Origin of the sequence: Paraburkholderia sp. GAS32 (genome assembly GCF_050434225.1) — a bacterium.
GTDB lineage: Bacteria > Pseudomonadota > Gammaproteobacteria > Burkholderiales > Burkholderiaceae > Paraburkholderia > Paraburkholderia madseniana.
This window is the reverse complement of sequence record NZ_JBNPVS010000019.1, coordinates 18,540-35,503: the sequence shown is the minus strand read 5'-3', so window position 1 is coordinate 35,503 and position 16,964 is coordinate 18,540. Positions and strand designations below refer to the sequence as shown.

General features: G+C 62.2%; 18 protein-coding genes. 10 read left to right on the top strand and 8 right to left on the bottom strand.

The window, feature by feature from the left end; translation table 11 throughout:
- Positions 1-132: 132 nt before the first annotated feature.
- Positions 133-1,008, bottom strand: a complete 876-nt coding sequence (locus P3T25_RS22610; protein ID WP_154558621.1) for a pirin family protein — start codon at positions 1,006-1,008, stop codon at positions 133-135.
- Positions 1,009-1,180: 172 nt separating this feature from the next.
- Here P3T25_RS22610 and vapB point away from each other — a divergent pair, with 172 nt between their 5' ends.
- From vapB to P3T25_RS22595, 3 genes are all read left to right on the top strand, one after another.
- Positions 1,181-1,414, top strand: a complete 234-nt coding sequence (vapB, locus tag P3T25_RS22605) for a type II toxin-antitoxin system VapB family antitoxin (RefSeq protein ID WP_054034329.1) — start codon at positions 1,181-1,183, stop codon at positions 1,412-1,414.
- Complete coding sequence (locus P3T25_RS22600; protein ID WP_154558620.1) at positions 1,414-1,815, top strand: type II toxin-antitoxin system VapC family toxin; 402 nt, start codon at positions 1,414-1,416, stop codon at positions 1,813-1,815. The genes vapB and P3T25_RS22600 overlap by 1 nt, the downstream gene beginning before the upstream one ends.
- Positions 1,816-1,889: 74 nt before the next feature.
- Positions 1,890-2,771: an EamA family transporter gene (locus P3T25_RS22595; RefSeq protein ID WP_154558619.1), complete on the top strand. Its 882-nt coding sequence runs from the start codon at positions 1,890-1,892 to the stop codon at positions 2,769-2,771.
- Between the two features lie 99 nt (positions 2,772-2,870).
- On the opposite strand, the gene P3T25_RS22590 is transcribed toward P3T25_RS22595, so the two are convergent.
- Together P3T25_RS22590 and tsaE are read right to left on the bottom strand one after the other, a co-directional pair.
- Complete coding sequence (locus tag P3T25_RS22590) at positions 2,871-4,448, bottom strand: N-acetylmuramoyl-L-alanine amidase (protein ID WP_154558618.1); 1,578 nt, start codon at positions 4,446-4,448, stop codon at positions 2,871-2,873.
- The gene (tsaE, locus tag P3T25_RS22585) at positions 4,430-5,014 is read right to left on the bottom strand and encodes a tRNA (adenosine(37)-N6)-threonylcarbamoyltransferase complex ATPase subunit type 1 TsaE (RefSeq protein ID WP_154558617.1); all 585 of its coding nucleotides are present in this window, start codon (positions 5,012-5,014) and stop codon (positions 4,430-4,432) included. The genes P3T25_RS22590 and tsaE overlap by 19 nt, the downstream gene beginning before the upstream one ends.
- A 17-nt stretch (positions 5,015-5,031) precedes the next feature.
- Here tsaE and queG point away from each other — a divergent pair, with 17 nt between their 5' ends.
- From queG to xerD, 3 genes are read left to right on the top strand one after another with little or no spacing between them, the layout of a single operon-like run.
- Entirely contained in the window at positions 5,032-6,273 is a 1,242-nt protein-coding gene (gene queG / locus P3T25_RS22580) for a tRNA epoxyqueuosine(34) reductase QueG (protein ID WP_429358982.1), read from the top strand.
- Between the two features lie 28 nt (positions 6,274-6,301).
- Entirely contained in the window at positions 6,302-6,772 is a 471-nt protein-coding gene (locus P3T25_RS22575; RefSeq protein WP_429358981.1) for a methylated-DNA--[protein]-cysteine S-methyltransferase, read from the top strand.
- Complete coding sequence (gene xerD / locus P3T25_RS22570) at positions 6,769-7,704, top strand: site-specific tyrosine recombinase XerD (protein WP_429358980.1); 936 nt, start codon at positions 6,769-6,771, stop codon at positions 7,702-7,704. The genes P3T25_RS22575 and xerD overlap by 4 nt, the downstream gene beginning before the upstream one ends.
- A 6-nt stretch (positions 7,705-7,710) precedes the next feature.
- Here the strand turns inward: xerD and P3T25_RS22565 are convergent, their stop codons facing one another.
- Positions 7,711-9,273, bottom strand: a complete 1,563-nt coding sequence (locus P3T25_RS22565; RefSeq protein ID WP_429358979.1) for a class I adenylate-forming enzyme family protein — start codon at positions 9,271-9,273, stop codon at positions 7,711-7,713.
- Positions 9,274-9,520: 247 nt separating this feature from the next.
- Here P3T25_RS22565 and ybaK point away from each other — a divergent pair, with 247 nt between their 5' ends.
- Positions 9,521-10,012, top strand: coding sequence for a Cys-tRNA(Pro) deacylase (gene ybaK, locus P3T25_RS22560; RefSeq protein WP_154558613.1), 492 nt, complete (start codon positions 9,521-9,523; stop codon positions 10,010-10,012).
- A gap of 113 nt (positions 10,013-10,125) precedes the next feature.
- Complete coding sequence (gene plsY, locus P3T25_RS22555; protein ID WP_266237453.1) at positions 10,126-10,746, top strand: glycerol-3-phosphate 1-O-acyltransferase PlsY; 621 nt, start codon at positions 10,126-10,128, stop codon at positions 10,744-10,746.
- Positions 10,747-10,983: 237 nt separating this feature from the next.
- Here plsY and P3T25_RS22550 read toward each other — a convergent pair whose 3' ends face one another.
- On the bottom strand, positions 10,984-11,469 hold the full coding sequence (locus P3T25_RS22550) for a YajQ family cyclic di-GMP-binding protein (protein WP_054034313.1): 486 nt from the start codon (positions 11,467-11,469) through the stop codon (positions 10,984-10,986).
- A gap of 184 nt (positions 11,470-11,653) precedes the next feature.
- Between P3T25_RS22550 and murB the strand changes: the two genes are divergently transcribed.
- Positions 11,654-12,697 carry a UDP-N-acetylmuramate dehydrogenase gene (gene murB / locus P3T25_RS22545; protein WP_429358978.1) on the top strand — a complete coding sequence of 348 codons (1,044 nt, stop codon included), beginning with the start codon at positions 11,654-11,656 and terminating at the stop codon, positions 12,695-12,697.
- Between the two features lie 141 nt (positions 12,698-12,838).
- Here the strand turns inward: murB and P3T25_RS22540 are convergent, their stop codons facing one another.
- Together P3T25_RS22540 and argF are read right to left on the bottom strand one after the other, a co-directional pair.
- The gene (locus P3T25_RS22540) at positions 12,839-14,065 is read right to left on the bottom strand and encodes an argininosuccinate synthase (RefSeq protein ID WP_054034311.1); all 1,227 of its coding nucleotides are present in this window, start codon (positions 14,063-14,065) and stop codon (positions 12,839-12,841) included.
- Between the two features lie 246 nt (positions 14,066-14,311).
- Entirely contained in the window at positions 14,312-15,241 is a 930-nt protein-coding gene (gene argF, locus P3T25_RS22535; RefSeq protein WP_097390264.1) for an ornithine carbamoyltransferase, read from the bottom strand.
- Positions 15,242-15,678: 437 nt separating this feature from the next.
- On the opposite strand from argF, the gene P3T25_RS22530 reads away from it, so the two are divergent.
- Complete coding sequence (locus P3T25_RS22530) at positions 15,679-16,026, top strand: DUF3579 domain-containing protein (protein ID WP_154558609.1); 348 nt, start codon at positions 15,679-15,681, stop codon at positions 16,024-16,026.
- A 244-nt stretch (positions 16,027-16,270) separates the two neighbouring features.
- On the opposite strand, the gene rpsT is transcribed toward P3T25_RS22530, so the two are convergent.
- Entirely contained in the window at positions 16,271-16,549 is a 279-nt protein-coding gene (gene rpsT, locus P3T25_RS22525; RefSeq protein ID WP_054034306.1) for a 30S ribosomal protein S20, read from the bottom strand.
- Positions 16,550-16,964: the final 415 nt, after the last annotated feature.

The window sequence follows — 16,964 nt, the reverse complement described above, 5'->3', positions numbered from 1 at the left end:
TTGTCGGCTAGATGGGGCCGTATGCCGCGAATTCAATGGTTCAATGCGGCGGATGCAGGCCATCGCGGCCGCACATGCTCGCACGGACGGCGGGCTTGCCAGTGGCGACCGCATGGGCGCCGCCTAGCCCACTCATTTTCTTGTCGGTAGTGGAATCCATTCGGTTTCGCCCGGCACCTTGCCCATCTCCTGATTGGTCCACGCGAGCTTGGCGGCTTCGATCTTCTCGCGCGAACTGGCGACGAAGTTCCATTCGATAAAACGCTCGCCATCCAGCTTCTCGCCGCCGAGCAGCATCACGCGCGCGCCGTGGGTGCTGGCCAGCGTGACGGTTTCGTCGAGTGCGAGTACGGCCATCTGGCCCGCTTCGAGCGGCGTGCCGTCGATCTCCAGATCGCCGTCCACCAGATAGACCCCGCGTTCCTCGTGTTCCGGCTCGAGCGCGAAGGCGCCGCCCGGGGCGAACTCGGCGGCCACATACAGCGTGCCGGAAAAGGTCGCGACCGGCGAGGTCTCGCCGAACGCCGTACCCGCGATCACGCGCAGGGTGACGCCGTTGCGCTCGACCACCGGCAGTGTATTGGCCGCATGATGCGCGAAGGACGGTTCGATGTCTTCGTCGTCGAGCGGCAGCGCGACCCAGGTCTGGATGCCGTGCATGGTCTGGCCGCTCGCGCGGTCTTCGGCCGGCGAGCGCTCGGAATGGACGATGCCACGTCCCGCCGTCATCCAGTTGACGTCGCCCGGGACGATCTTCTGCTCGGAGCCGAGGCTGTCGCGATGCATGATCGAGCCTTCGAACAGATACGTGACGGTGGCGAGGCCGATATGCGGGTGCGGACGCACGTCGAGCCCGACACCGGGTTCGAGCGTGGCGGGGCCCATGTGGTCGAAAAAGATAAACGGGCCGATCAGGCGTGCCGCCATGGCCGGCAGCACACGCCGCACGGTGAGGCTGCCGACGTCGCGCAGATGCGGTTTGAGAACTGCTTTGATCGAGGAAGACATGGCAGGCTCGGCTGGAAGGGTGAGTCGGATTTTGCTTAATGGATGATTCTACTGCGGTTGAGGCTGCGGCCGCATTCCGCGGTCGATGTACACACATGTATTTACATCGTCGCCGTGGAGAACTATAGTATTGGTTCGTACATACAGCGTACATCCGTAGCAGGAGTTCAGCGTGCTTACAAAAGTCTTTCGCAACGGCAATTCGCAAGCGGTGCGCATTCCAGCCGAATTGGCCTTCGACCGGGCCGACGTCGAGGTTGAAATCGAACGAGTCGGCGAAGAATTGCGGATCCGCCCAACCCGGCGTCCGCTGACCGGCGTGCTCAAGAAATTCGCTAAGTTCGGGCCCGACTTCATGGCGGAAGGACGTGGTGACCACGAGCAGGCCGAGCGCGAGGATTTGTAATGCCGCGCTACATGCTCGACACCAATATCTGCATCTACCTGATGAAAAACCAACCGGAACAGGTTGCGAAGCGCTTTGCGCAATGTCTCGTTGGCGACGTGGTGATGTCGGCCATCACCTTTGCGGAACTCGAATACGGCGTGGCGGTATCGGCGAACCGCGCGCGCGATCGCCGCAATCTGGCGGCGCTTGCCGAAGACATTCTGGTCATGCCGTTCGACAGCGCTGCAGCAAGCGCGTACGGTCCGATTCGCGAAGCGACGCGCGAGCGCAAGAAGGATCAACTCGACAAGCTGATCGCGGCACATGCCGTGGCGCTCGACGTTGTGCTGGTGACCAACAACGAACGTGACTTCGCCGCGTATCCAGGGTTGCGCGTGGAAAACTGGCTGAACGGCTAACTACGTTTTAACGCACTGCCGAGTGAGGCGGCGTCCGCTAAACTGCCGGATCCAACAACGAAATGGAGACCGGGATGTCGCCCAGGGATTTACTGCTCGCGCTGGTCGTCGTGATTGCGTGGGGCGTCAATTTCGTCGTGATCAAGGTGGGCCTGCATGGCGTGCCGCCGATGCTGCTCGGCGCGTTGCGTTTCGCGCTCGCCGCTGTGCCGGCGGTGTTTTTCGTCAAGCGACCGCAGATGCCGTGGCGCTGGCTGCTCGCTTACGGCGCGACGATTTCGTTCGGGCAATTCGCTTTCCTGTTCTCGGCGATGTACGTCGGCATGCCCGCGGGGCTCGCGTCGCTCGTTTTGCAGGCGCAGGCATTCTTCACGCTGATCTTCGCGGCGCTGTTTCTGCATGAGCGCTTTCGCGTGCCAAACATCGTCGGTTTGCTGATCGCGGCGGGCGGCCTCGCGGTCATCGGCATGCAAGGCGGCCATGCGATGACGTTCGCGGGTTTCATCCTCACGCTGTGCGCCGCGTGTTCGTGGGCGCTCGGCAACATCGTCACGAAGAAGGTCGGCAAGGTCGATCTGGTCGGGCTGGTGGTGTGGGGCAGCCTGATTCCGCCGTTGCCGTTTTTCGCGCTGTCGTACACGTTCGAAGGGCCGCAACGGATCGCTGCGGCGCTGTCCGGGATCAGTGCGATGTCGATTTTCGCCATCGTGTATCTCGCGTTTATCGCGACGCTGATCGGCTACGGGTTGTGGAGTCGGCTTCTGTCGCGCTATCCGGCGAGCCAGGTGGCGCCGTTCTCGCTGCTGGTGCCGATTGTCGGGCTGGCGTCGGCGTCCCTGTTTCTCGACGAGCAGTTGTCCGAGGCGCAGGTCGTAGGCGCCTTGCTGGTGATGGCGGGGTTGGCGGTGAATGTGTTCGGCGGTTGGGTCGTGCAGCGGCTTTCACCGGCACGTTGACGGCCTCTTAAGCGTGAAGCAGAAAAAACGGCCGCATCGAGCGGCCGTTTTTTTATCGCTTGCATGACACGGTATGACGCGGCGTCACGCCGGCTAGCGTCAGGTCATGCGGTTCTTCGCCAACGGCGGATTCGCCGCGAAATAGCGCTTGATGCCGGTCATGATCGCATCGGCCATTTTCTCCCGATACGCGTCGTCGTTCAGGCGGCGCTCTTCATCCGGGTTACTGATGAAGGCGGTCTCCACGAGAATCGACGGAATATCCGGCGCCTTCAGCACCGCAAACCCGGCCTGTTCGACCGAGCCTTTGTGCAGCTTGTTGATACCGCCGATCTCCTTCAGCACGAAGTTGCCGTAGCGCATCGAATCGCGAATCTGCGCGGTGGTCGACATATCGAACAGCGCGCGATTAACGGTCGCGTCGGCGGACTTGATGTTGATCCCGCCGATCTGATCCGACGAGTTCTCCTTGTTCGCCATCCAGCGCGCCGCGGCGCTCGACGCGCCGTGCTCCGACAAGGCGAACACCGACGAGCCCTTCGCGTCGGGCGTGGTGAACGCGTCCGCGTGGATCGACACGAACAGGTCCGCGCCGACGCGCCGCGCCTTCTGCACGCGCACGTTCAGCGGCACGAAGAAGTCGGCGTCGCGCGTCATCATGGCGCGCATGTTCGGCTGCGCATCGATCTTCGCGCGCAACTTCTTCGCGATGTCGAGTGCGACGTGTTTCTCATACGTGCCCGAGCCGCCGATCGCGCCCGGGTCTTCGCCGCCGTGACCCGGATCGACCGCGACGGTGAGCAGACGCACCGTGTTGCTCTTGCCGGTTTTCGGATTGGTGAAGGCGTAGTTATCGTCGCCGTCGTTGTCGTCGCCACCGAGGTTGCTGCCACTAGTGCCTCCCTTGTTGCGGGCGATCGCTGTGGGCGGCGCGATGGGCGCCGTCGGGGTAGAAGGCTTGCCGAGGATGGGCGGAGCCGGTGTCGGCACAACGTGCACCGGCGGACGTGGCACGTTCGGCGCCGTCCCGCCGCTGCCGTTCTGCGCATAACGCTCGAAAAAGGCTTCGCTGTTGTCGGCGGTGGGCGGCGTGGTGCCAGGGCCGCTCAGCGTGGCGGGCGGCGCGTTGTTTTCGTCCAGCGTTTGCTGCTTACGCTCGGTCTGCGCGAGCAGATCCATCAGCGGATCGGGCGCGACAGCGGGGTACAGGTCGAACACCAGCCGGTATTTGTACGCGCCGACCGGCGGCAGCGTGAACACCTGCGGCTTCACCGAGCCCTTCAGATCGAACACCATACGCACGACGTGCGGCTGATATTGCCCGACACGCACCGACTGGATCTGCGGATCGTTCGGCGTGATCTTCGATACCAGATCCTTCAGCGCCTGATCCAGATCGAGGCCGCTCAGATCGACCACCAGCCGGTCAGGACCCTGCAGCAACTGCTGCGCGTTCTGCAAGGGCTGATCCGATTCGATCGTCACTCGCGTGTAATCGCGCGCCGGCCAGACCCGCACGCCCAGCACCGAGCTCGCCCACGCAAGACGCGGGGCGACAAGGCCGAGTACCAGCGTGGACGCGCCCGCGCGCAGAATCTGCCGGCGCCGCCAGTTATGCGTTGCGGTAGCCGCCGATTCGATCGAGCGGAACGGTTTGATCAACATCTTTCGAGACATGCCTTTCCTGATTCGCTGTATGCCCGTGCGACGAGTACCCGGCCGTCGCCCTCGTGGTCCAGGTCGAGCGCGAAGACGAGATCCGGCACGCCAAGGAGACGCCCGGCACGCTGCGGCCATTCGACGAGGCAGATCGCGCCGCTGTCGAAGTACTCGCGAAAGCCCGCGTCGGCCCATTCGGCCGGGTCGGTGAATCTGTACAGATCGAAGTGATAGAGCGCGAGTTCCCCAGCGGGCCGCTCGAGCACGTAGGGTTCGACGAGTGTATAGGTGGGACTGCGTACGCGGCCGGTGTGGCCGAGGCCGCGCAAGGTCGCGCGCACGAGTGTGGTTTTGCCGGCGCCGAGGTCACCGACGAGTTGGACTTGCAGTCCGTGGAATACCTGATGACCCGCAGCGCCTGGCGTGTGTTGTCGCGCTGCTTGCCGTGCTTCGCGCACGCTTTCGATCGCCTGCGCGAAGCGCTCGCCGAATGCGTTGGTGGCGGCCTCATCCGCGAGCGCGAAGGAGCGTTCGAGCAGGATATCGGCGGGCGTTTGGATCGCGAGATCGGGATTGACGGGCATTCTCGTAAAATGACGTGATGAACCGAAGTCCGGAGTCCCCTGTTTCCTGCACGCCTGCGTCTAACGACGATGTGCGTGCCGAGCGTCATTTCGATGAAGCGGCGCTGAATGCGCTCGCGCTCAACATCAAAACGTGGGGCCGTGAACTGGGTTTCGGGGCGATCGGCATCAGCGACACCGATCTCTCCGCTGCCGAAGCGCCGCTTGCAGCATGGCTGGAAGCGGGGTGCTACGGCGAGATGGATTATATGGCGAAACACGGCATGAAACGCGCGCGCCCCGCCGAGCTTGTGGCCGGCACGCGACGTGTGATTACCGCGCGCATCGCCTATTTGCCCGCAGAAACATTGAGCGGAAAGGCGCCCGAAAGCGCTTTGCAGGACACGCCGCGTGCACCGCAAGACTGGCGCGCAGCCGAGCATGCGCGGCTCGCGGACCCGTCGGCTGCGGTGGTGTCGATCTATGCGCGGGGCCGCGATTATCACAAGGTAATGCGTAACCGTCTGCAACATCTGGCCGAGAAAATCGAGGCGGAGATCGGCGCGTTCGGCTACCGCGTATTTACCGATTCGGCGCCGGTGCTCGAAGTGGAGCTTGCCCAGAAGGCCGGAATCGGCTGGCGCGGCAAGCACACGCTGCTGCTGCAACGCGATGCCGGTTCGCTGTTTTTCCTGGGCGAAATCTACGTCGACGTGCCCTTGCCGACCGATGCCGAGACCTCGCCCGACGATGCGCCCGAAACGCCGGGCTCGCATTGCGGCAGTTGCAAGCGCTGCATCGACGCATGTCCGACCGGTGCGATCGTGGCGCCCTATAAGGTCGATGCACGCCTCTGTATTTCGTATCTGACGATCGAATTGAAGGGCAATATTCCCCTGGAAATGCGGCCGCTGATCGGTAATCGTGTGTATGGCTGCGACGATTGCCAGCTCGTCTGTCCGTGGAACAAATTTGCGCAGGCCGCGCCGGTCGCCGATTTCGATGTGCGGCATGGACTCGATCGCGCGACGCTGGTCGAACTGTTTGCATGGTCCGCCGACGAGTTCGATACGCGCATGCAGGGCAGTGCGATTCGTCGCATCGGCTATGAGAGCTGGCTGCGCAATCTGGCGGTGGGGATGGGTAATGCGCTGCGTGCGTCACCGGAGAGTTTGAGTGTGGATGCGCGCGAGGCGATTGTTCACGCGCTGAAGTTGCGCGTTGAAGACCCTTCCGCCGTCGTTCGCGAGCATGTGGAATGGGCGTTGGAAGCGGCGTAAAGTAGCAGCAATCTCGGAGCAGGCAACCATGTTCAACGCAGTGATCAATGCACCGTTCGGCAAGGTCGGCATCCGCCTCGAAGGCGATGCTGTGCGCGAGATCGTCTATCTGCCGGAGTCGGTGCAGAGTGTGGCGCCGGACACGCTTCTTGCAAAGCAGGCAGTCGAGCAGATCGAGCGTTATTTCGAGCGGGCGTCAGCGAAGTTCGAATTGCCGCTGGCAGCGGTCGGCACCCCGTTTCAGCGGCGCGTGTGGCAAGCAATCAGCGACATCCCGCCGGGCGTCGTGCTGACCTATGGGCAACTGGCAAGGCAGCTAGGCAGTGTTCCGCGCGCGGTCGGGCAGGCGTGCGGTTCCAATTACTTTCCGATCGTGATTCCGTGTCATCGGGTGGTCAGTGCGAGCGGCATCGGCGGATTCGCGCATCACGCCGGAGATGGCTTCTTTCGCAACGTCAAGCGCTGGCTTCTGGCGCATGAAGGCATTCCCTATTCATGAGCGACACCGTGACTGAAGACGCGCCGAGCGCGTCACCTCTGTTTGTATCGAGCTCGGCCTCGATCGACGCCTTCTGCGACGCGTTGTGGCTTGAGCACGGCTTGTCGCGCAACACACTCGATGCGTACCGGCGCGATCTGCGCCTGTTCTGCGAATGGCTCGCGCAAACCCGCAACACGTCGCTCGACACGGCCAGCGAGGCCGATCTCAACGCCTACAGCGCGGCCCGTCAGAAAGACAAATCCACCTCGGCGAACCGGCGGCTTTCGGTGTTTCGCCGCTATTACGGCTGGGCCGTGCGCGAGCATCGCGCAAAGGCCGATCCGACGGTGCGTATCCGTTCGGCCAAGCAACCGCCGCGTTTTCCGTCGACGCTCACCGAAGCGCAAGTCGAAGCGCTGCTCGCTGCGCCGGATATCGATACGCCCTTGGGTCTGCGCGACCGCACCATGCTGGAATTGATGTACGCGAGCGGTTTGCGTGTCACCGAACTCGTCACGCTGAAGACCGTGGAAGTGGGCCTGAACGAAGGCGTAGTGCGCGTGATGGGCAAGGGCTCGAAAGAGCGCCTGATTCCGTTCGGCGAAGAGGCGCACGGCTGGATCGAACGCTATCTGCGCGAAGCGCGTCCTGCTTTGCTGGGGGCGCGCGCGACGGATGCGCTGTTCGTCACGAGCCGCGCGGAGGGCATGACCCGCCAGCAATTCTGGAACATCATCAAGCGCCACGCGGCAGCGGCCGATGTGCATGCGCCGCTCTCACCGCATACGCTGCGGCACGCGTTCGCGACGCACCTGCTGAACCATGGCGCCGATCTGCGCGTCGTGCAATTGCTGCTCGGTCATACGGATATCTCGACCACGCAAATCTATACGCACGTGGCCCGCGAACGGTTGAAGTCGCTGCATGCGCAGCATCATCCGCGGGGGTGAGGCGCGTTAGACGAATTCGCGAAGCCGGTGCTTGAGAATCTTGCCCGTCGACGCGGCCGGCAGCGCGGCGAGCACCTTCACTTCAACAGGGCGCTTGTATGGCGCGAGACGCTCGCCGCACCACGCGATCAGCTCGGCCGGCGTCACCTTTGCGCCCGCGATCAATTCAACGAAAGCGACCACTTCCTCGTTACCCTCCACGGCGCGCCCGATTACCGCCGATTGCACCACCTGTGGGTGCGCGTTCAACACATGCTCGACTTCTGCCGGATACACGTTGAAGCCGGAGCGGATGATCAACTCCTTGCTGCGCCCGACGATATGCAACGCACCGTCCGCGTCCTGCCGCGCGAGATCGCCGGTCTTGAGCCAGCCGTCTTCGGTAACGACGGCGCGGGTCTGCTCCGGGCTGCGGTAGTAACCCAGCATCACATTCGGGCCACGTACCCACAGTTCGCCGATTTCGCCCGGCGCTGCATCGACGCCGTCGAGTCCGACGAATCGCACGTCGACACCAGGAATGACTTCGCCGACCGAGCAATCGCTGCGCGGCGCATCGAGCATGGTGTGGGAGACGGTCGGACTGCTCTCGGTCATGCCATAGCCGTTGTGCAGCGGCAGGCCGTAGACGCTTTCGACGTGCGCCTTAAGCGCGGCGTCGAGCGGCGAGCCGCCTGAGTAGGCAAAGCGCAGACGCGGCGCGGACCACGCGTGGCCGTGCGTCTGCAAATGTTCGAGCAGTTTGGCGTGCATGGCCGGGACGCCCTGGAAGATCGACACCCGCTCTTCGGCGAGCGCACGCCGCACCGCTTCCGGCGCGAAACGCGGTGCGAGACGCAAGGTCGCGCCGGCGTGCAGGCTGCCGAGACAGACCGAGGCAAAGCCGTACACGTGCGAGATCGGCAGAACGGCGTACACGACATCGTCCGGACCGACATTGCGCAAACGGCTCGAGACGGCTGCGATGAAGAGCAGATTGCGGTGGGACAGCATCACGCCTTTCGGCGCGCCCGTGGTTCCGGTGGTGTAGATCAGCGCGGCGCATTGACGGTCATTCGCGGCTTCGACCGGTTCTGCCTTTGCGTCGGTGTCGATCGTGTACGACCAGGCGCCGATATCCGGCGTGATGGCAGGCGCCGAGGTGGCTTGAAGCCGCTGCGCATGCTGTTGGGCATCCACGGAGCTTTCGACCGCATACGCGACCACGCGAGGCTGCGCGTGCGCACGGATCGCGTCGAGTTCGGCGGCGGACAGGCGTGCATTCGACACCAGCGCCCACGCGTCGAGTTTCGCGGTCGCGAACAGCAGCACGATCTGCACGACGCTGTTCTCGGCCACGATCATCACGCGATCGCCGCCACGCACGCCCCATTCGCGTAGCCGCGCGGCGGTGGCATTGACGGCTTCCAGAAGTTGCGCGTTGGTGAGGCGGCGCGCATCTTCGATCAAGGCGACGTGTTGCGGATCGCGTGCGGCCGCGAGCGCCGGAATGTCGGCAATACGCGCGGGCAGGGCGGCTAGCAGCGCGGGAATGTCGATCGTGGAGCGGGTGGATGAATCGAGGCTCAATGCTGTCTCCTTTGTCGACCAGAGTTGACGCTTTAGCGTCTTACTCTGGTCCCATGCAAAGCGGTCGACCAGAGTAACGCGCTGAAACGCGAACTCTGGTCCCATGCAACATGGTCGCTAAACGTATTAAGTGCCCGGCATACAGTGTGCCGGAAGATTTGCGAACGATCGTGCCACAAACGCCGGACCCACACAATTGGCCATTCGGCAAATAGCCGTCGTGCAAACTCGCCATTACAATGCGCCGATGAGCAAATCCAGACACGTCTCCGAAACGCCCGCGACGCAGTTTCTGCGCCGTCATGGCGTCACTTTCGGCGAACATCCTTACGATTACGTCGAGCACGGCGGCACCGAGGAATCGGCGCGCCAGCTCGGCGTGGACGAACATCATGTCGTGAAGACTTTGGTGATGGAAGACGAGCACGCCAAGCCGCTGATCGTACTGATGCACGGCGACCGCACCGTCAGCACCAAGAATCTGGCGCGGCAGATCGGCGCGAAACGCATCGAGCCATGCAAACCCGAGGTGGCGAGCCGGCATTCCGGCTATCTGATCGGCGGCACATCGCCGTTCGGTACGAAGAAGCAGATGCCGGTGTACGTCGAGTCGAGCATCCTCGAGATGGACAAGATCTGGCTGAACGGCGGGCGGCGCGGTTTTCTGGTCAGCATCGAGCCCACGGTTTTGACCGGCTTGCTGGCAGCGAAGCCGGTTCAGTGCGCGAGCGTCGATTGACGTTTGTCTCAATGTTTTCCGGGCAGGTGGGTTCGGTAGAATGTGCGCCGCCTTGTTCCCTGTTGCGGTTGGGGTGTCGAGTTTCAGACCGCCGATCCTTATAAGAGTCCCAGATGCAAAACCTGATCGTTGCTGTCGTTGCCTACCTGATCGGCTCGGTGTCGTTTGCCGTGATCGTGAGCGCCGCCATGGGGCTGGACGACCCGCGTTCATACGGCTCGGGCAACCCGGGCGCCACCAACGTGCTGCGCAGCGGTAGTAAGAAGGCCGCGATTCTCACCTTGATCGGCGACGCCTTTAAAGGATGGCTGCCGGTGTGGTTCGTGGTGCACTTCGGCGCGCGTTACGGCCTCGACGATACGTCGGTCGCGATTGCGTCCATTGCAGTGTTTCTCGGCCACCTGTATCCGATCTTCTTCCGCTTCAAGGGCGGCAAGGGCGTGGCGACCGCGGCGGGCGTGCTGCTCGCGATCAACCCGATCCTTGGCGTGGCCACCTTGCTGACGTGGCTGATCGTGGCGTTCTTCACGCGCTATTCTTCGCTGGCGGCACTGGCCGCGGCGGTGTTCGCACCGATCTTCGACGGCTTTCTGTTCGGGCCGCATATCATCGCGCTGGCGATTGTCGTGATGAGTTCGCTGCTGGTCTGGCGCCACCGCGGCAACATCGCCAAATTGATGCGCGGCCAGGAAAGCCGCATCGGCGCCAAGAAGAAACCCGACGCAACGGCCTAGCGCGGCGGGTGGTAACGAACCTCGAACTTGGGCGGGGTACGGCGGCCGGGTGTTAGCCGGCATGCCGGAGTGCCTTCACGAAATACGCACTGAAGGCGCAAGGGCTATGTGCTGAGCGCATACAACCCGTACGGGTGCTGAGTCGGGCGCTAAGTTTCCACGCGGCCCATTGCCGAGCCTCAACGCACGCCCATTGCCGAGGGGCGATACGTGCTCGGCCTTGAGCGCGACGCGCGTTCAGTCGCGGAAGTTATTGAAGTCGAGCGGAGTGTCAGTCACGTCCTTGCGCAGCATCGCGATCACGCTTTGCAGATCATCGCGCTTGCCGCCGGTGATACGCACCGCGTCGCCCTGAATGCTCGCCTGGACCTTGATCTTGCTGTCCTTCACGAGACGCACGATTTTCTTCGACAGATCGCCGGATACCCCTTTCTTGATCTTGATGATCTGCTTGACCTTGTCGCCGCCGATCTTCTCGATCTTGCCGTAGTCGAGGAAGCGCACGTCCACATTGCGCTTGGCCATTTTCGACAGCAGGACGTCTTTCACCTGGCCGAGCTTGAAGTCGTCGTCGGCGTAGGCGGTGATTTCGCTTTCCTTGTGCTCGACGCGCGCGTCCGACCCTTTGAAGTCGAAGCGGGTTGAAATTTCCTTGTTGGACTGCTCGATCGCGTTCTTGACTTCGATCATGTCTGCTTCGCAGACGACGTCAAACGATGGCATTGTTTTCTCCCAATAGTGCTGCGGTGCGTGGCGCGGCCGGTCGGCTGCTCACGGGGCACTCGCTATAATCACGGACCGGACGTCATTTTACCGACGCCACTCCCTTTTGCCTAAGGCCGCCGCGCATTGTCGTGCGGCCGGGGCCCGATGTCGTTTAGCTGGCCGTTCCATTCTTCTCATTCCGATGTCCCGATCCGACTCCGCCGCGTTCATTGCTGGCTATCCTCTGAAGGCGCATAACACCTTCGGTTTCGATGTTCGCGCGCAGTTTGCGTGCCGGATCGAGCACGAAGCGCAACTGATGGCCGCGGTGCGCGATCCGCGTGCTGCCGGCTTGCCGCGGCTGGTGCTGGGCGGCGGCAGCAATGTCGTGCTGACGGGCGACTTCGCCGGACTGGTGCTGCTGGTGGCGCTGCAAGGCTGCCGCGTCGTGCGCGAGGATGATGATGCATGGTACGTCGAGGCGGCAGCCGGCGAGCCATGGCATGACTTTGTCGCGTGGACTTTGACGCAAGGGCTGCCTGGGCTGGAGAACCTTGCGCTGATTCCGGGCACGGTGGGCGCAGCGCCGATTCAGAACATCGGCGCATATGGGCTGGAGATGTGCGAGCGCTTTGCGTCGCTGCGGGCGGTTGAACTGGAAACGGGCGCCGTCGTCGAACTCGATGCAAAGGCGTGCCGATTCGGTTACCGCGACAGTTTTTTTAAGCGGGAAGGGCGCGACCGGTTTGTCATCACGTCGGTCACTTTCCGTTTGCCGAAGGTTTGGCAGCCGCGCGCCGGCTATGCGGATATCGCGCGTGAACTGGCTGCCGGTGGCCGTGCCGATGCCGCCGCGCCGAGCGCGCAGGCGATTTTCGACGCGGTAGTCGCGGTGCGGCGCGCCAAGCTGCCCGATCCGCTTCAGTTGGGTAACGCCGGGAGTTTCTTCAAGAATCCGGTCGTCGAAGCCACGCAGTTCGAAGCGCTGAAGGTCAAGGAGCCCGAGCTTGTGTCTTACCCGCAGCCGGACGGCCGGGTGAAGCTCGCGGCGGGCTGGTTGATCGATCGATGTGGCTGGAAAGGCCGCGCGATGGGTGCGGCGGCCGTGCATGAACGGCAGGCGCTGGTGCTGGTCAATCGCGGCGGGGCGAGCGGCGCCGAGGTGTTGGCGCTCGCAAAGGCGGTTCAGCGCGATGTGCTGGCGCGATTTGGAGTTGAACTGGAAGCGGAGCCGGTTTGCTTGTGATTGCGTGAGTGGCATGCAGCAATGAAAAAGGCGCCGGGAGTTTCCTCCCGGCGCCTTTTTTGCATCTGAGCTTCGGCTTCGGCTGCGCTTCTCGGCGCTTAACTTCGCAAACGCGAAGTTAGCCCTCACCAATGCTAACGCTTAGTCGCGCTGACGACGCGCGTTTTCCGCAATCCGCATACGCAGCGCGTTCAGCTTGATGAACCCGCCAGCGTCGGCCTGGTTGTACGCACCGCCGTCGTCGTCGAACGTAGCGATCGTCTTGTCGAACAGCGTTTCCTTCGAATCGCGCGCGACAACCGAGACGCTGCCCTTGTACAGCTTCACACGCACCCAGCCGTTGACCTTCTCTTGCGTATGGTCGATCAGCACTTGGATTGCGCGACGCTCCGGGCTCCACCAGTAGCCGTTGTAAATCAGCGATGCGTAACGGGCCATCAGATCGTCTTTCAGGTGGGCCACTTCGCGGTCGAGCGTGATCGACTCGATACCACGGTGCGCCTTCAGCATGATCGTGCCGCCCGGCGTTTCATAGCAGCCGCGCGACTTCATGCCGACGTAACGGTTTTCGACCAGATCCAGACGGCCGATGCCGTGCTTGCCGCCCAGGCGGTTCAGCTCGGTCAGCATTTCAGCCGGCGACAGACGCTTGCCGTTGATCGCGACCGGGTCGCCGTGCTCGTACTCGATGTCGAGGTATTCAGCCTGGTCGGGCGCCTGTTCCGGCGACACCGTCCAACGCCACATATCGGCTTCGGCCTCGGCCTTCGGATCTTCCAGGTGACGGCCTTCGAACGAGATGTGCAGCAGGTTCGCGTCCATCGAATACGGCGCGCCACCTTGCTTGTGCTTCATTTCGATCGGAATGCCGGCCTTTTCAGCGTAGGCAAGCAGCTTTTCGCGCGACAGCAGGTCCCATTCGCGCCACGGTGCGATCACCTTGATGCCCGGTTCCAGCGCGTAGTAACCGAGTTCGAAGCGAACCTGGTCGTTGCCCTTGCCGGTTGCGCCGTGCGAGACCGCTTGCGCGCCGGTGGCGCGGGCGATTTCGATCTGACGCTTGGCGATCAGCGGACGTGCGATCGACGTGCCCAGCAGGTATTCGCCTTCATAGATCGTGTTGGCGCGGAACATCGGGAACACGTAGTCGCGCACGAATTCTTCGCGCAGGTCTTCGATGAAGATGTTGTCCTGCTTGATGCCGAGTTGCAGGGCCTTCTTGCGCGCCGGTTCCAGCTCTTCGCCTTGGCCGATGTCGGCCGTAAACGTGACGACTTCGGCGTCGTAATTGTCCTGCAACCACTTCAGGATGACGGAGGTGTCGAGGCCGCCCGAATAGGCGAGCACGACTTTCTTGATATCGCTCATGGTGAACTCGTAGCTGGAGAAAGCTGGAAAACAAGGCGCGCCGGCGGTTCCGGAGCGCGGAAAACCACTATTTTGACACTAAACCGCCGCGTGCCCGCGTTTTTGGAGCGGTGCGGTGGGTGAGCCGGTTCCGCCTGCAACCGTGGACGCCGGCTCGATGCGTGGCGCTAAACGTGGATGCCTTGCCTCGTATTCAAGGCCCCGTCACGCTTCACGCAGATGCTGCAGAGGGTGAAAAAGGCTCGTTTAGTGATTCAGCTTGCCGAGCAGCAGATATTCCATCAACGCCTTTTGCACGTGCAGACGATTTTCCGCTTCGTCCCACACGACGCTTTGCGGGCCGTCGATCACTTCCGCGCTGACTTCCTCGCCGCGGTGGGCGGGCAGGCAGTGCATGAACAGTGCGTCAGAATTGGCACGCGCCATCATGTCGGCGTCTACGCACCAGTCCGCAAAGGCTTTCTTGCGGGCTTCGTTTTCTGCCTCGAAGCCCATGCTGGTCCATACGTCTGTGGTGACCAGATCGGCGCCCGTGCAGGCCTCGTTCGGGTCGTCGAATTCCTGATAGAACGGGGCGCTTTCAGCCGCGACCATGGCGTGGTCGAGCTTGTAGCCCGGCGGCGTGGACAGGCGCAGCTTGAAACCGAGAATCTGGGCGGCTTCGATCCACGTGTACAGCATGTTGTTCGCATCGCCGACCCACGCGACCGTCTTGTCGCGAATCGGACCGCGATGTTCGAAATACGTGAAGATGTCCGCCAGCACCTGGCACGGGTGATATTCGTTGGTCAGCCCATTGATCACCGGCACGCGCGAATTCTCGGCAAAGCGCGTGAGAATGTCCTGGCCGAACGTGCGGATCATGATGATGTCGACCATGCGCGAGATCACTTGCGCGGCGTCTTCGATCGGTTCGCCGCGCCCGAGCTGAGTGTCGCGCGTGCTCATGAAGACGGCGTGACCGCCCAACTGGAAGATGCCGGCTTCGAACGACAGGCGCGTGCGCGTCGAGTTTTTCTCGAAGATCATCGCCAGCGTGCGGTCGTGCAGGGGGTGGTAGGTCTCGTAGTTCTTGAATTTGCGTTTCAGAATGCGCGCGCGTTCCAGCACGTACTCGTAGTCTTCCAGCGAGAAATCCTTGAACTGCAGGTAGTGGCGAATTTTCTTGGCGGTCATGAAACAAATACGGCGGTCTCACCCGGCAGGATTGCCGGACGGCGCCGCCGTCGTTTGTGGTAACTCAATGCAGCATAAAGGATTTCGCCCCGTTTGACGAGTCGGCCAAAAGGCCAGGCAAGCTGTCTGAAAGCCTTTCGCAACCGTCAAACGAGGCTTGTGTGCGGTGCGGAAAAAGGTCCGCTGCGCTATAATCTACCGGTTATCCCTAAGCCCAGCAGGCCGGTATTAAGCTTGCGGGACACGGCTCGCGCACTCCGGAAAGTTTCCTCGCGGTGCGCCGTCAAGATGAGCGCCGAGGCGGCTTATCTGGCCCTTCGTGGTTTCTGGCGGCGCAGCTCGCCATTCAGGCGTGGCCAACGTGTTCAGGCATCTCAAAGCCGCTTTGCAGTCAGCTTTGCCGTCATCCCGCTGGGCAGTCACACAGGTATTCCTACATGGCCGAAGCAGCTCCAACCGAATATTTCATTCAGGGCATCACGTCGACCGGAAAAAAGTTTCGGCCGAGTGACTGGTCGGAGCGGCTCGCAGGTGTCATGGCGTGCTTTGGTCCCAGCCCGCGCGGCAAGGGGCCGAATGCTTACCTGCAATACTCGCTGTACGTCCGGCCCACCATGATCGGCGACCTCAAATGCGTGATTCTCGATTCGCGCTTGCGCGACATCGAGCCGATGGCCTTCGATTTCGTCCTGAACTTCGCGAAAGACAATGACCTTCTCGTGACCGAGGCGTGCGAGTTGGAACTTGAGCACGCTACGCCGCAAGAGAAGAGGCATGTGATCTAGCGCGAACTTGCCGGGCCGGATCGCCAGAAGAAAAACCCGCCAGTAGCGGGTTTTTTTGCGCCTGGAGCAATGGCTTCAAGGCGGGCGGCTCCAATGCGGTGGCTTCGATGTGCAGCCAACTGATTCGCGAGCAAGCGTGAGTCAGTATCCGGTTCCGTCGGCGCCAAGCAAAAAAGCCCGCCGAAGCGAGCCTTTCTGTAGCAGCGGAAACAGGAGGTAGCCCACCGAAGCGGGCTGACCGAATTTACTGCGCTGCGGGTGCTTGCAGACCCTTGAGGGCTGCAGCCAGACGGCTCTTGTTGCGAGCTGCCTTGTTCTTGTGAACGATTTTCTTGTCGGCGATGATGTCGATGGTCTTCGACGATGCCTGGAAGATCTCGACGGCCTTAGCCTTGTCGCCTGCTTCGATTGCCTTGCGGACAGCCTTGATAGCCGTGCGGAACTTCGAGCGCAGTGCCGAGTTGTGCGAGTTTGCCTTGGCGGCCTGGCGGGCGCGCTTGCGTGCTTGTGCGGAGTTAGCCATGACGGTTCCTTATCCTGTTCCTGTTTCCAGTACCTGACCTTCAAATGGTGAGGTGCTGCTTTTAGATCGAACTCTTGGAAGCGATTGCCCAAGAGCGCAAAAGTGTCGAAATAATTCGAAAAATCGATCGGACTACGCGAAGGCGGGCCCGTGTTCCGGTGTATTTCGAGGCTGGTCGGCGCCTCAATACGGCTTGCGCGCTGCTGGAGCGACGCTGCCTACTGCGTGCCCGAACCTCATCGAAAACCCGTCCGAAAATTGAGCGAGCTTCGAAACCGGCGATTATAGCAACAAAATCAGGCACGTGGCAACGAGGAATCGCCAATTCCGAGATCCTGGGTCGGCGCGTATCGCCGGGGATTCTGTTAGTTTTGGCGAGTTTCGGCGGTTCACGAACGTCTCGACGCCGTCGCAA